This window comes from Pseudomonas sp. LBUM1648 (assembly GCF_059716145.1).
In genome coordinates, this window is record NZ_CP166808.1 from 4,855,601 (window position 1) to 4,868,853 (window position 13,253).

Sequence of the window (13,253 nt, forward strand, 5' to 3'; positions counted from 1 at the left end):
TATTCGCAATCCAGACGTGCGGGGGCGCCTATCATACCGGCAAACCCGCGCAGGCCATATCACGCAAAGTGCGGTGCTTATGGTTTATGGGAATAAGCAGCAAAAGTCTCACCAGCGGTGAGACTTTTGAGTTGAGGCGATGCGACTGGCCTCATCGCTGGCAAGCCAGCGATGGTGTCGGGACTGACAGCGCTGTCATCAGCAAGCAGTCGCAGATTGAGCCGCAACCCCGCCCCGCTGTTGTCCGCCCACAACATCCCGCCCTGGCGCTGCACCGCATTGCGGGCAATGCTCAATCCCAACCCGAACCCGCCATCCCCCGGCCGCGAGCCGTCCAGTCGAGTGAATGGCGAGAAGATCCGCTCAAGATCCCCGTCAGCCACCCCGCCGCCCTGATCTTCCAGCCACAGATGCCAGTAATCGCCCTCCCGCCGTCCATCCAGCCGCACGATCCCGCCCTCAGGCGAATGACGAATGGCATTGCGCACAATGTTCTCCAGCGCCTGCGCCAGGGTGTTGAGATTACCGCGCACCCAGCACGACGAGTCGACCGCGCACTGCAATTGCAAACTCGGCCAACCGCTTTCGTAGCAGGCGTTTTCGGTGAGCATTTCCCACAGGGCCTGAATCTGGATTGCTTCATCGGGGAGTGGCGAGCGGTCGGTGTCGAGCCAGGCCAGTTGCAGGGTGTCCTCGACCAACCGTTGCATGCCGTCGACCTCGCGACCGATGCGCTCGCGCAATTGCACAAGCCCCTGCTCACTTTCACTGGCCACGCGCAATCGGCTCAGTGGCGTGCGCAGTTCATGGGAGAGGTCGCGCAGCAATTGCTGCTGCAGCGCGACGGTGCTTTGCAGGCGTTCGGACATCGAGTCGAACGCCCGGGCCAGTTCACCGAGTTCGTCCGGTCGCTGAGTGATGCCACTCGACAAGCGCACATTCAGTTGATCGGCGCGCCAGGCGTTGGCCTGCTCACGCAAGTTGTTCAGCGGCACCACCAGCAAGCGATACAAGCCGACGCACAGCAACAGGGTGAATAGACCGGGAATCACGCCGTTGGTAATCACCCGCCAGAACACTCGATACTTGCCCGGCAAGAAGCGCTCGGGCAATTCGATCACCAGACTGCCGGCGGCCGGTTCCTCGGGAAACGGGATACGCAGCCATGGCCGACCTTGTTTGTGAATCGGCCAATCGAGCCCACGCAAAAAAGTCAGGCGCTGGACTTCCTGCTCGTTCAGCGGCTCATTGCTCAGCGACTGCAAATTACCGCCAATCACACCGACCCAAGCAGCCTCGCGCAATTCCATGCTCTGCAACCAGCTATCGACGCCGTCACGCTGACCGCGCTGCCACGCCCGCTCGGCTTCAGCGGCATAACGTGTGAGGGTGCCGCGAGCTTCATCGGAGAGGAACTGGTTGCGCTCCTCCATATACCGGCCCCACGACCAGCTCAGCCAGATCATCAGCAGACAGAACGCCACCAGCAGACAGGCGAGTTTCCAGAACAGCGAATGGCGCCCGGGCAATTCAGACACTTTCATCAGCGCCACTCAGCACGTAACCCTTGCCCCACACCGTGCGCACCTCGCGCTCGGTGTAACCAATGGCCTTGAGTTTGCGGCGGATCTGGCTGATGTGCATGTCGAGACTGCGATCATGGGCCGCATAACCGCGTTGCAGGACGTGCTGATAAAGGAAGGCCTTGCTCAGCACTTCTTCATCGTTGCGATTGAGGGTTTCCAGCAGACGGTATTCGCTGCGGGTCAGGCCGGCCGCTTGCTCACGGAAAAACACGTCGCATTGCTCATCGTCGAAATGCAGTGTGCCTGTCGCCACTGGCACGGCAATGGCAGCCGGGCGGCGGTCGAGTGCCACCCGGCGCAGGATCGCTTCGATGCGCACATGCAGCTCGGCCATGCTGAACGGCTTGGGCAAATAATCGTCGGCGCCCAAACGAAAACCGCTGATGCGATCCGCCTCGGCACCGAGCGCCGACATCAGCAGCACCGGCGTCGAATGGCTCTGCCGCAATTGCGTCAGTACGTTCAGACCGTCCAGGCCCGGCAGCAGAATATCCATCAACACCACGTCGAAAGGCTGGCGTTTGGCGATGCTCAAGCCTTCCTGACCGTTCTGGCACCAGGTCACCTGAAAGCCGCTGCGGCCCAGATGTTCGTGAACATAGGCACCGAGGATCGGATCGTCCTCAATGGAAAGTATGCGTGGCTGGCCAACGGAAACAGGAGTCATGAGTATCTGCAAGTCATTCTCAGTTGAGCGCGATTATTCAAGATTGCCAGGCATCGGGCAACTCATGGTTGAGCGGCCGGACGAACGCGCGTCTGCACAAGGACCGACAACGTCACCATTTTTCCGGAGATTGCCTGCGAGCAAATCGCTACACTGCGCCCATGTCGCGTGCCGGATGCACGCATGAGTCAACAGATCAGCGGGATGCAGGAGATAGGCGTGCTCAAGAAACTGGGAATCAAAGGTCGCGTGTTGTTGCTGACCTTGTTGCCGACCAGCCTGATGGCGCTGGTGCTGGGTGGTTATTTCACCTGGACGCAGCAGGCCGACTTGCAGAGCCAATTGATGCAGCGCGGCGAGATGATCGCCGAGCAACTGGCGCCGCTGGTGGCGCCCGCGATGGGCCATGGCAACAGCGAACTGCTTGAGCGCATTGCCACCCAGTCCCTCGAACAACCGGACATGCGCGCGGTGACTTTCCTTGCGCCGGATCGCACGCCGCTGGCCCACGCCGGCCCGACCATGCTCAATCAGGCGCCAAGCGGTGACAGCGCGCACCTGCAACGGCGCAGCGGCAATGACGCGACCCGTTATCTGATGCCGGTCTTCGGCAAGCATCGCAACCTCGCCGGCGAACTGATCCCCGAAGAGTCAGACCGCCTGCTCGGCTGGGTCGAACTGGAGCTGTCGCACAACGGCATGCTGCTGCGCGGTTATCGCAGCCTGTTCGCAAGCCTGTTGCTGATCGCCGCAGGCCTGGCCGGTGCCGCGCTGCTCGCGTTGCGCATGGGCCGCACGATCAATCGGCCGCTGGGCCAGATCAAGCAGGCCGTCGCGCAATTAAAGGACGGTCATCTGGAAACCCGCCTGCCGCCGCTCGGCAGTCAGGAGCTGGATGAACTGGCATCGGGCATCAACCGCATGGCCGGTACCTTGCAGAACGCCCGCGAAGAATTGCAGCACAGCGTCGATCAGGCCACCGAAGATGTGCGCCAGAATCTGGAAACCATCGAAATCCAGAACATCGAGCTGGATCTGGCCCGCAAAGAGGCGCTGGAGGCGAGCCGGATCAAATCCGAGTTCCTCGCCAACATGAGCCACGAGATCCGCACGCCGCTCAATGGCATTCTCGGCTTCACCCATCTGTTGCAAAAAAGCGAACTGACCCCGCGCCAGCTCGACTATCTCGGCACCATTGAAAAGTCCGCCGACAGCCTGCTCGGGATCATCAACGAGATCCTCGACTTCTCGAAAATCGAAGCCGGCAAACTGGTGCTCGACCACATCCCGTTCAACCTGCGCGACTTGCTGCAAGACACCTTGACCATTCTCGCCCCCGCCGCTCACGCCAAGCAGCTTGAGCTGGTCAGTCTGGTCTATCGCGATACGCCGCTGTCGCTGGTCGGTGACCCGCTGCGCTTGAAGCAGATCCTCACCAACCTGGTCAGCAACGCGATCAAGTTCACCCGCGAAGGCACTATCGTTGCCCGGGCGATGCTCGAAGAAGAACACGAAGACAGCGTGCAACTGCGCATCAGCATTCAGGACACCGGCATTGGCCTGTCGAATCAGGACGTGCGTGCGTTGTTTCAGGCCTTCAGTCAGGCCGACAACTCGTTGTCGCGCCAGCCCGGCGGCACCGGTCTGGGGCTGGTGATTTCCAAGCGTCTGATCGAACAGATGGGCGGCGAGATCGGCGTCGACAGCACGCCGGGCGAAGGCTCGGAATTCTGGATCAGCCTGAGCCTGCCGAAAACCCGCGACGACGCCGAAGACCTGCCTTCGGCGCCACTGCTCGGACGTCGGGTGGCGGTACTGGAAAACCACGAACTGGCACGTCAGGCCTTGCAGCATCAGTTGGAAGACTGTGGCCTCATTGTCACGCCGTTCAATACACTGGAAACCCTGACCAATGGCGTCACTGGCGCGCACCAGACCGATCAGGCGATTGATCTGGCGGTCATCGGCATCACCAGCAACGACATGTTGCCGGAGCGCCTGAACCAGCACATCTGGGATCTCGAACACCTCGGCTGCAAAGTGCTGGTGCTGTGCCCGACCACCGAGCAGACGCTGTTCCATTTGTCGGTACCCAATCCCCACAGCCAGTTGCAGGCCAAACCGGCCTGCACGCGCAAACTGCGCCGCGCGCTGTCGGATCTGGCCAACCCGCGCCAACCACGCAACGAACCCGGCGAACCCCTGTCGAGTCGCGCGCCGCGAGTGCTTTGCGTCGACGACAACCCGGCCAACCTTTTGCTGGTGCAGACCCTGCTCGAAGACATGGGCGCCAAAGTGCTTGCCGTGGAAAGCGGATATGCGGCGGTGAAAGCTGTGCAGACCGAGTCCTTCGATCTGGTGCTGATGGATGTGCAGATGCCGGGCATGGACGGCCGCCAGAGTACCGAAACCATCCGCCAGTGGGAGAGCGAGCGGCATTGCACGCCGCTGCCGATCGTCGCCCTCACCGCCCACGCCATGGCCAACGAAAAACGTGCGCTGCTGCAAAGCGGCATGGACGACTACCTGACCAAACCGATCAGCGAGCGGCAACTGGCGCAAGTGGTGCTGAAGTGGACCGGCCTGGCCCTGCGCAATCAGGCACCGGAGCGGGTCAGCGACAGCGCGGCGGGCAGCAACGAATTGCCGGTGCTCGATCACGAGGAAGGCTTGCGTCTGGCTGCCGGTAAAGCGGATCTGGCAGCAGACATGCTGGCGATGTTGCTGGCTTCGCTGGAAGCCGACCGCGAAGCCATTCGCAGCGCCCGCGACAGCCACGACCAGAATGCCCTGATTGAACGTGTGCATCGCTTGCACGGCGCCACGCGTTACTGCGGCGTGCCGCAATTGCGTGCGGCCTGTCAGCGCAGTGAAACCCTGCTCAAACAGGAAGATCCGAAAGCGTCGACAGCGCTGGATGAGCTGGAGCGGGCAATCAACCGCCTCGCCGCGCAGGCGAAGATCAGCGCCTGACCCAGCGCAATGCCGGCCAACGCCGATCCGGCTACAGTGGACTCGGGTGATGCCACCCGAGTCCATGTTCCAGGAGGATGTCATGCGTACGATCGTTTTCAGTAGCCAGGCCTACGACCGAGACAGTTTCCTCGGCGCCGATTGCCCTGCCAGTATCGAACTGCACTTTCAATCGGCCCGGCTCAGTCTCGACACCGCGGCACTGGCCGACCAACACGAAGTGGTCTGCGCCTTTATCAATGACGACCTCAGTGCTACGGTGCTGGAACGTCTGGCCGCCGGCGGCACGCGATTGATCGCCTTGCGTTCGGCCGGTTACAACCATGTCGATCTGCTCGCCGCGAAACGCCTGGGACTGGCCGTGGTGCGTGTCCCGGCTTACTCACCCCATGCCGTTGCCGAACATGCTGTCGCGCTGATTCTCGCCCTCAACCGTCGCTTGCACCGCGCCTACAACCGCACCCGTGAGGGCGATTTCACGCTGCACGGGCTGACCGGTTTCGATCTGGTGGGCAAAACTGTCGGCATCGTCGGCACCGGGCAGATCGGCGCCACATTCGCGAAAATCATGCACGGTTTCGGCTGTGAGTTGCTGGCATACGACCCGTATCCGAATCCCGACGTTCTGGCATTGGGCGCGCGTTATCTGAGCCTGCCGGAATTGCTCGCGCAGTCGCGAATCATCAGCCTGCACTGCCCGCTCAACGCGCAGAGCAAACACCTGATCAACCGCGATTCACTGGCGCACCTGCAAGCGGGTGCCATGCTCATTAACACCGGTCGCGGCGGACTGGTCGATACGCCGGCACTGATCGACGCGTTGAAGGACGGTCAGCTCGGCTATCTGGGGCTGGATGTGTATGAAGAAGAGGCGCAGCTGTTTTTCGAGGATCGTTCCGACCTGCCATTGCAGGACGACGTGCTGGCGCGTTTGCTGACCTTTCCCAACGTGATCATCACCGCGCACCAGGCCTTTCTGACCCACGAGGCGCTGGGCGCGATTGCCGCGACCACCCTGCACAACATCGCGACCTGGGCGGCGGGGTCGCCGCAGAACCAAGTCGAGGGTTGACGCTTATTTCGGCGACAGCGAGGACGCCAGAATCAATAGCGCCAGCCAGCCGAAGCCGAACAAACGCTGCTTCGCCGAGTGACCACTGCGCAGCAGGAACCAGACGAACACCATCGGCAGCAGAAACACCATGATCTTCAGCCAGCCTTCCACCGGACGGCTGCCATCCTCATTGATTTGCGGCGCAACCGTTTCGGCCTGTTGCCGACGCCGACGCCCCGCTGCGGCCGGCATGACTTTCGGTAAAGGCTCTGGCGCGTGAGGGACAACCGCCTCGGGCACAGCCCGGTTGCGCGGCAGACTGCCGAAGGAAATCGTCGACGCCTGAGCCGGTGCCGCTGCTGCCTGCGCTTGTGCGTGGGCCGGCTGCTCCGCCATCGGAGCTCCACAATGAATACACGCTTGGGCTTCGGAGCTGATGCTCCGCTTGCATTCATAACATTCGATCAGCGCCATGTTCCGTTCCTTCAGAGTCGAGGGCGGCAGTTTGCCATGTGCGCCGGTCGATTTGAACCGGATCGAAGGTCGCAAGCGCACATCATTCTGCAACGTGGCCCGTGCTAGCATGTCGCGCATATTTGGAGGACCCATGGTCGAACACGATTTCCGCTACAACCTGATGAACCCGCAACACACCCTCACCGAATGCCGCGCCCTCGTTCCGGGCCGCTATCAGGTCACCGGCAACGGTGGCTCGATCCGCATCGGTGACGCCCTGTTGGTCACCCTCAAAGGCAGCAAGGACTTGTCCATGCGCCTGACCGTCGAAACCGTCCGCCACCTGATCAATCCGCCGGGCCAATGGACCGCGATGACCACAGGCCCGGTGTTCGGCGAACTGGCCATTCATACCTGGCAGGTCAACTGCGACAGCTGCGCCAAAGAGCTCAGCTTTGAATTCGCCGTGGACGCCAAACTGGGTAAAAACGCAGAAAAACCGGCCGCCACTGCGCGTATCGCCGAGCTGGGCTGGAAAGCCGTTGGCGACAAGCACCTGTGCCCGAAATGCCAGGAGCCTGCGTGATGAAACGCCTTGCCCTGACCGTTCTGGTCGGTGTTGGCCTGGCGGGTTGCGCCGCAGAGCCTGTGCAACTGCAACAGAACCGCAGCTACATTCTGGAGTGGATCGGCGAGCGGCCATTGATGGATTACAGCCATCTGACCGTGACCCTCGGCGATGATGGTCGCGCCTACGGCAACGGCGGCTGCAACCATTGGTTCGCGCCGTACACGCTGGATGGCGACAAGCTGACTTTCGGCAAAATCGGCAAGACTCGCAAGCTGTGCGCGCCGGCGTTGATGGAGCAGGAAGAACGCTTCCTGCAAGCGCTGGAAGGCGTGCAGCGCTGGGACATCTCGCCGATCGAGCAGATGCGCTTCTGGCCGGCCCAAGGCAAGCCTTTGCGGTGGTGGCTGGAAGAGGGTTGATCATTCAGCCACAAAAAAGATCGCAGCCTTCGACAGCGCCTACAAGGTGTACTCAATCCATGTAGGAACTGCCGAAGGCTGCGATCTTTTTTTCATGGCCTACTGGATCGACTGCAACGCCTCTAGCTTCGCCATCACTCCCGCCGCCGTCTGCTCGCCCAACAACTGTTCCCGCACCTTGCCCTTGTTGTCGATGATGTACGTCACCGGCAAGGCCTCACTGCGCGGCAAGTCGAACAACTCTGCCGGATCCTGCGCCAGCACGGTGAACTTGATGCCCAGTTTCTCGCTGGCGCTCTTCAGTTCTTCACCCTGCACGTTGTCGAAGTTGACCCCGAACACACCGACGTTTTTGCTCTTGAGCTCATCGGCCAGATGATTGAGTTCCGGGATCTCGGTCCGGCACGGTCCACACCATTCAGCCCAGTAATTGAGCACCACCCATTGTTTGTCGAGGCGCTCGGACGCAACCTTCTGACCGTTCTGGTCAATGCCATAGTCGTTGCCGCAGCCCCCCAGCATCAACGCCCCGATTATCGTCAATGCTGCTGCCAATCGCCGTGTCATGTCGTGTTCCTTGTGAAAATTTGAATGCGCCTGCGACCTATCGCCTCTGAAGGTTCTGGATTGCGCGCTGCACAGTTAGAATAGCCGCCACTTTACGCCAGAAGCGACCCGCCATGACCGATCTGACGCTTTATCACAATCCGCGCTGCTCGAAATCCCGCGGCGCACTGGAACTGCTTGAAGCCCGCGGCCTGACCCCGACCGTCGTGCGCTACCTCGAAACCCCGCTGGATGCCGCGCAAATCAAGGCCCTGCTTGGCAAACTCGGGATCACTGCGCGACAACTGCTGCGCACCGGGGAAGATGAATACAAAACCCTGAACCTGGCAGACGCCAGTCTCACCGAGAAACAATTGGTCGAAGCGATCGCGGCCCATCCCAAGCTGATGGAGCGTCCGATTCTTGAAGTCGGCGACAGAGCCGTCATTGGCCGTCCACCTGAGCAGATCCTGGAGTTGCTGCCGTGAGCGCGCCGTACATTCTCGTTCTGTGTTACAGCCGCAACGGCTCGACCAACGAGATGGCGCGGCAGATCGCTCGCGGCGTTGAGCAGGCAGGCATGGAAGCGCGTCTGCGCACCGTGCCGGCGATCTCCACCGAGTGCGAAGCGGTGTCCCCGGACATACCGGACGAAGGCGCGCTCTACGCCACTCTCGATGATCTGAAAAACTGCGCCGGTCTGGCGCTGGGCAGTCCGACCCGCTTCGGCAACATGGCCGCGCCGCTCAAATACTTCCTCGACGGCACCAGCAACCTGTGGCTGACCGGGGCGCTGGTCGGCAAACCGGCCGGGGTGTTCACCTCCACCGCCAGCCTGCATGGCGGCCAGGAAACCACCCTGCTATCGATGATGCTGCCGCTGCTGCACCACGGCATGCTGATCACCGGCCTGCCTTACAGTGAGTCGGCGCTGCTGGAAACCCAGGGCGGCGGTACGCCTTACGGTGCCAGCCATCACGCCGGGGCGGATGGCAAAAGCGGTCTCGATCAGCACGAAGTGGCGCTGTGCCGAGCGCTTGGCCTGCGTCTGGCCAAGACTGCACAGAAACTGGAGGGCTGACGTGGCGAAGAAGCCGAAAGTCCTGCCCTCCGTCGAGTGGCTTGAGCCGCGGGTAAAAGCGATGCGGGTGCTCAGCCTGCTGAGCTTTTTTGCCCTGGCCGGATTGCTCGCCGCTTACTACCTGATATTCGCCGACCTGCATGGCGCGCGACCGTGGGTGATTCTGCTGGTCGAACTGATCCCGTGGCTCGTCCTCGCCCCGGCGATGATCATGGGCAGTGCCCGCGGTCATTCGTGGATGTGTTTTGTGGTGAATCTGTACTTCATCAAAGGCGCACTGGCGGCGTATGACCCGAACCGACACTGGTTTGGTGTGCTGGAGATGCTCGCGAGTTTGGCGGTGTTCTGCTCGGCACTGCTGTATGTGCGGTGGCGGTACCAGTTGAATCGCAAGTTGGCGGGTGAAGGCGAGATCAGCGCCACCTGATCTGACGCCTTCGCGAGCAGGCTCGCTCCCACATTTGAAATGTATTCCCCCTGTGGGAGCGAGCCTGCTCGCGAATGGGGCGACGCGATCTCAGTGATTGACGGTGTAGGCCAGCATCATCGAAATCTGGCTCATCGGCCGCCCGCCACTCTCCTCATGCCACTGGTTGAACACGTTCTGCACAATCGCCAGATCGCGCAGACTGGTCGGCGCCTTGTCGACGATCTTCTGCGCATTCAGTGCAGCGACCACGTCGTAGCTCGGTACAAACGTATCCTTGCCGACCATGCGCAAAAACCGTGGCGCCGACAGCCCGCCCAATTGATGGCCGTGCTTTTTCAGGTATGTCCACAGGCCGACGATATCGGTCACCGGCCAGTCGGCGATCAACGCGCCGAAACTGCCCTTCTCTTTCTCCACATCCAGAATGAACTGCGCATTGCGCGGCACACTCTTGAGCTTGCCCAGGTGACGAATAATCCGCGCATCCTGCATCAGCCGCTCAAGATGTTCGGCACTCATCAGTACGACTTTTTCCGGATCGAACTTGAAGAACACTTCTTCGAAGGCCGGCCACTTGGCGTCCACCAGACTGTGCTTGAGCCCGGCGCGAAACACACGCAGGGCCATGGTCGAGAGGTAACGGTCGTCGCTGATCCTGCGCAGTTGTGCCGGGGTCTTGGGAACGGGCAGATGGGCTTCCAGTTCAGCCGCTGAACCAAAGCGGTTCAGACAGTATTCGTGCAGCCACTTGTAATCGCGCATGCCCTCTCCTTGAAATGAAAATAAAAACGGCGCCCGCAAGCGCCGTAAGTCAGAGCTGCCGAAACCGTCAGAGGTTCACGACATTGACGAAGCGCGACGCCGCGGTTTCGTCGATCTTGAGGCTGGTGAAGTCGAACAGGTTGCGGTCGGCCAGTTGCGACGGCACCACGTTCTGCAGGCTGCGGAAGATGCTTTCGGTACGGCCCGGGGTCTTGCGGTCCCAGTCCTGGAGCATTTCCTTGACCACCTGACGCTGCAGGTTTTCCTGCGAGCCGCAGAGGTTGCACGGGATGATCGGGAATTCCTTCAAGTCCGAGTAAGCCTGAATGTCTTTCTCGTTGCAGTACGCCAGCGGACGGATCACCACGTTGCGGCCATCATCGGCGCGCAGCTTCGGCGGCATCGCCTTGAGGCTGCCGTTGAAGAACATGTTGAGGAAGAACGTCTCGACGATGTCGTCGCGATGATGACCGAGGGCCATTTTGGTCGCGCCGATTTCGTCGGCAAAGGTGTACAGCGTGCCGCGACGCAGACGCGAGCACAGCGAGCACGTGGTCTTGCCTTCCGGAATCAGCTCCTTGACCACCGAGTAGGTGTCTTTCTCGACGATGTGGTACTCGATGCCCAGCGTTTTGAGGTAGGCCGGCAGCACGTGCTCGGGGAAGCCCGGCTGCTTCTGGTCCATGTTCACGGCGACGATCTCGAACTTGATCGGTGCAACCTTCTGCAGGTGCATCAGCACGTCGAGCATGGTGTAGCTGTCCTTGCCCCCGGACAGGCAGACCATGACCTTGTCGCCGTCTTCGATCATGTTGAAGTCGGCAACAGCTTCGCCGGCCAGGCGGCGCAGGCGCTTTTGCAGTTTGTTCTGGTTGACCGTAAGAGTGCCCATGACGCGAAATCCGTGAGGTGTGACGAAAGGCGGGCATTTTACGCAAAAACGTCGTGGGGGCGAAGGGCCGCGGGTCTGTCCCATTCTTCCGAGGTCTGCATTACCGTCTGTGGCGAGGGGATTTATCCCCGATCGGCTGCGCAGCAGTCGTCAAGCCATCCAACGGGAAGTATCGGGAAAATAGAGTTCTGAGGTTTTAGGGCTCCTCCGCACCCCATCGGGGATAAATCCCCTCACCACAAATGCATTTCAAAGATAAAACAGAGCTGATGCCAAGACCCTGCGGCGATTAAGCCCAGCGTTTACAGCGCGATTTGCTCTAAGCCCCTAGTGCCTGTGCGGTTAAGACCTTTCTATACTGCGACATAAGGTCGCATACATCTGAAGACCTGAATTTGCTCGGCCTCATTGGCCCGAAAGCGCTCCGCTGGGGGGCGACGGCAATAACAAGAGGAGTGACTGGCATGATCCATCACGTAGTGGGACTTTTTACCCACCCCGATCAGGAATGGAAGGAAATCCGTGGCGACCAAGAGGAAAGCATCAGCCACATGTATCTGACGCACACGCTGATTCTGGCGGCAATCCCGGCCGTGTCGGCCTTCATCGGCACCACGCAGGTCGGTTGGGTGATCGGCAACCGCGCGCCGGTCATGCTCACCGTTGAAAGCGCCATCTGGATGACGGTCATGTCGTACCTGGCAATGCTCGGCGGTGTCGCGGTCATGGGCGCCTTTGTGCACTGGATGGCCCGCACTTATGACGCCAACCCGAGCCTGGCCCGTTGCGTGGCGTTTGCCACTTACACCGCGACACCGTTGTTTGTCGGCGGGCTGGCAGCGCTATATCCGCACATGTGGCTGGGGATGATCGTCGGCACGGCCGCCATCTGCTACACGGTGTATCTACTGTATGTCGGGTTGCCGACCTTCATGAATATTCCGTCAGATGAAGGCTTTCTGTTTTCCAGCTCAGTGCTGGCGGTGGGTCTGGTGGTGCTGGTGGCCATCATGGCGTTCACCGTGATCGTCTGGGGACTGGGCGTGGGGCCCGTCTATACCAACTAGCGCAATGACTCACCGAGAAAAACAAGATCTGCCAATACAGGCCGCCGCAAGGCGGCCTTCTCGTGTGGAGGATGACCATTCGGCAGTTCAGCGATTCGCAAGTCCCGAGGGTTGCGGCATACTCGACGCCTCTGGAGATCCATCAAGCATGCCCGAGCAACTCAATACCCGCGTCGAAGACTGTTACCAACTCGCTGAATCCTTTTTCAAACGTCATTTCCAACGCCCTGTGGTGAGTCTCAAGCTGCGCGGGCAAAAAGCCGGGGTCGCGCATCTGCACGAGAACCTGCTGCGCTTCAACCCGCAGCTGTACCGGGAAAACACCGAACACTTCCTCAAGCAGACCGTGGCCCACGAAGTCGCGCACCTGATCGCCCATCAGTTGTTCGGCGACCGCATCCAGCCCCACGGCGAGGAGTGGCAACTGATCATGCGCGGCGTTTACGAACTGCCGCCGGATCGCTGCCACACCTACGCAATCAAACGCCGCAGCGTGACGCGCTACATCTACAAGTGCCCATGCGCGGACAGTGATTTCCCGTTTTCGGCGCAGCGCCATAGCCTGGTCAGGCAGGGGCGGCGGTATTTGTGTCGCCGCTGCCGGAATACCTTGGTGTTCAGTGGTGAGATGCGGGTCGAATAATTGAGGTTTGTGTCCTTCACATTGACCTCTTCGCGAGCAGGCTCGCTCCCACCCTGGAATTCAGTCACCTGTGGGAGCGAGCCTGCTCGCGAAAGGGCAGGTACAG

At 60.7% G+C, this 13,253-nt stretch carries 15 protein-coding genes; 9 read left to right on the forward strand and 6 right to left on the reverse strand.

The features are described 5' to 3' along the window. Positions 1–77 precede the first annotated feature (77 nt). Both ACA043_RS21985 and ACA043_RS21990 read right to left on the reverse strand, forming a co-directional pair. The gene (locus ACA043_RS21985) at positions 78–1,544 is read right to left on the reverse strand and encodes a sensor histidine kinase (RefSeq protein WP_497657921.1); all 1,467 of its coding nucleotides are present in this window, start codon (positions 1,542–1,544) and stop codon (positions 78–80) included. Continuing rightward, the gene (locus ACA043_RS21990) at positions 1,531–2,253 is read right to left on the reverse strand and encodes a response regulator transcription factor (RefSeq protein ID WP_401271193.1); all 723 of its coding nucleotides are present in this window, start codon (positions 2,251–2,253) and stop codon (positions 1,531–1,533) included. The genes ACA043_RS21985 and ACA043_RS21990 overlap by 14 nt, the downstream gene beginning before the upstream one ends. Positions 2,254–2,472: 219 nt before the next feature. Between ACA043_RS21990 and ACA043_RS21995 the strand changes: the two genes are divergently transcribed. Both ACA043_RS21995 and ACA043_RS22000 read left to right on the forward strand, forming a co-directional pair. Next, the gene (locus ACA043_RS21995; RefSeq protein WP_497659671.1) at positions 2,473–5,226 is read left to right on the forward strand and encodes a response regulator; all 2,754 of its coding nucleotides are present in this window, start codon (positions 2,473–2,475) and stop codon (positions 5,224–5,226) included. 82 nt (positions 5,227–5,308) lie between these two features. Further along, entirely contained in the window at positions 5,309–6,298 is a 990-nt protein-coding gene (locus ACA043_RS22000; RefSeq protein WP_497657922.1) for a 2-hydroxyacid dehydrogenase, read from the forward strand. Positions 6,299–6,301: 3 nt separating this feature from the next. On the opposite strand, the gene ACA043_RS22005 is transcribed toward ACA043_RS22000, so the two are convergent. Then, positions 6,302–6,754 carry a hypothetical protein gene (locus ACA043_RS22005; RefSeq protein WP_401271197.1) on the reverse strand — a complete coding sequence of 151 codons (453 nt, stop codon included), beginning with the start codon at positions 6,752–6,754 and terminating at the stop codon, positions 6,302–6,304. 133 nt (positions 6,755–6,887) lie between these two features. Here ACA043_RS22005 and ACA043_RS22010 point away from each other — a divergent pair, with 133 nt between their 5' ends. Together ACA043_RS22010 and ACA043_RS22015 are read left to right on the forward strand one after the other, a co-directional pair. Beyond that, positions 6,888–7,322 carry a hypothetical protein gene (locus ACA043_RS22010; RefSeq protein ID WP_401271200.1) on the forward strand — a complete coding sequence of 145 codons (435 nt, stop codon included), beginning with the start codon at positions 6,888–6,890 and terminating at the stop codon, positions 7,320–7,322. After that, complete coding sequence (locus ACA043_RS22015; RefSeq protein ID WP_187680907.1) at positions 7,322–7,726, forward strand: META domain-containing protein; 405 nt, start codon at positions 7,322–7,324, stop codon at positions 7,724–7,726. The genes ACA043_RS22010 and ACA043_RS22015 overlap by 1 nt, the downstream gene beginning before the upstream one ends. A 99-nt stretch (positions 7,727–7,825) precedes the next feature. Here the strand turns inward: ACA043_RS22015 and ACA043_RS22020 are convergent, their stop codons facing one another. Then, positions 7,826–8,293, reverse strand: coding sequence for a TlpA disulfide reductase family protein (locus tag ACA043_RS22020; RefSeq protein WP_497657923.1), 468 nt, complete (start codon positions 8,291–8,293; stop codon positions 7,826–7,828). Positions 8,294–8,406: 113 nt separating this feature from the next. On the opposite strand from ACA043_RS22020, the gene arsC reads away from it, so the two are divergent. The 3 genes from arsC to ACA043_RS22035 are packed head-to-tail and all read left to right on the forward strand — an operon-like array spanning position 8,407 to position 9,780. Further along, positions 8,407–8,760: an arsenate reductase (glutaredoxin) gene (gene arsC, locus ACA043_RS22025; RefSeq protein ID WP_401271205.1), complete on the forward strand. Its 354-nt coding sequence runs from the start codon at positions 8,407–8,409 to the stop codon at positions 8,758–8,760. Next, entirely contained in the window at positions 8,757–9,353 is a 597-nt protein-coding gene (gene wrbA / locus ACA043_RS22030) for an NAD(P)H:quinone oxidoreductase (RefSeq protein WP_497657924.1), read from the forward strand. Before arsC ends, wrbA begins: the two co-directional genes overlap by 4 nt. A 1-nt stretch (position 9,354) precedes the next feature. Further along, complete coding sequence (locus ACA043_RS22035; protein ID WP_497657925.1) at positions 9,355–9,780, forward strand: DUF2069 domain-containing protein; 426 nt, start codon at positions 9,355–9,357, stop codon at positions 9,778–9,780. Positions 9,781–9,870: 90 nt separating this feature from the next. On the opposite strand, the gene ACA043_RS22040 is transcribed toward ACA043_RS22035, so the two are convergent. Beyond that, entirely contained in the window at positions 9,871–10,545 is a 675-nt protein-coding gene (locus tag ACA043_RS22040) for a DNA-3-methyladenine glycosylase I (protein WP_187680902.1), read from the reverse strand. 67 nt (positions 10,546–10,612) lie between these two features. Beyond that, positions 10,613–11,437 (reverse strand): tRNA 2-thiocytidine(32) synthetase TtcA, encoded by an 825-nt coding sequence (gene ttcA / locus ACA043_RS22045; protein ID WP_187680901.1) that lies wholly within the window; start codon positions 11,435–11,437, stop codon positions 10,613–10,615. A 464-nt stretch (positions 11,438–11,901) separates the two neighbouring features. Here ttcA and ACA043_RS22050 point away from each other — a divergent pair, with 464 nt between their 5' ends. After that, the gene (locus tag ACA043_RS22050) at positions 11,902–12,504 is read left to right on the forward strand and encodes a Yip1 family protein (RefSeq protein WP_007917515.1); all 603 of its coding nucleotides are present in this window, start codon (positions 11,902–11,904) and stop codon (positions 12,502–12,504) included. Between the two features lie 148 nt (positions 12,505–12,652). Next, a complete protein-coding gene (locus ACA043_RS22055) occupies positions 12,653–13,147 on the forward strand; it encodes a SprT family zinc-dependent metalloprotease (protein ID WP_025112945.1) in 495 nt (164 codons plus the stop codon). The last annotated feature ends 106 nt before the right edge of the window (positions 13,148–13,253 follow it).

Bases quoted from the DNA above. Each gene is read 5' to 3' on its own strand.
- ACA043_RS22010 (WP_401271200.1), top strand. From the start codon at position 6,888: ATGGTCGAACACGATTTCCGCTACAACCTGATGAACCCGCAACACACC.
- ACA043_RS22055 (WP_025112945.1), top strand. From the start codon at position 12,653: ATGCCCGAGCAACTCAATACCCGCGTCGAAGACTGTTACCAACTCGCT.
- ttcA (WP_187680901.1), bottom strand. From the start codon at position 11,437: ATGGGCACTCTTACGGTCAACCAGAACAAACTGCAAAAGCGCCTGCGC.
- ACA043_RS21990 (WP_401271193.1), bottom strand. From the start codon at position 2,253: ATGACTCCTGTTTCCGTTGGCCAGCCACGCATACTTTCCATTGAGGAC.
- arsC (WP_401271205.1), top strand. From the start codon at position 8,407: ATGACCGATCTGACGCTTTATCACAATCCGCGCTGCTCGAAATCCCGC.
- ACA043_RS22015 (WP_187680907.1), top strand. From the start codon at position 7,322: ATGAAACGCCTTGCCCTGACCGTTCTGGTCGGTGTTGGCCTGGCGGGT.
- ACA043_RS22000 (WP_497657922.1), top strand. From the start codon at position 5,309: ATGCGTACGATCGTTTTCAGTAGCCAGGCCTACGACCGAGACAGTTTC.
- ACA043_RS22020 (WP_497657923.1), bottom strand. From the start codon at position 8,293: ATGACACGGCGATTGGCAGCAGCATTGACGATAATCGGGGCGTTGATG.
- ACA043_RS22040 (WP_187680902.1), bottom strand. From the start codon at position 10,545: ATGCGCGATTACAAGTGGCTGCACGAATACTGTCTGAACCGCTTTGGT.
- ACA043_RS22050 (WP_007917515.1), top strand. From the start codon at position 11,902: ATGATCCATCACGTAGTGGGACTTTTTACCCACCCCGATCAGGAATGG.
- ACA043_RS21985 (WP_497657921.1), bottom strand. From the start codon at position 1,544: ATGAAAGTGTCTGAATTGCCCGGGCGCCATTCGCTGTTCTGGAAACTC.
- ACA043_RS22005 (WP_401271197.1), bottom strand. From the start codon at position 6,754: ATGGCGCTGATCGAATGTTATGAATGCAAGCGGAGCATCAGCTCCGAA.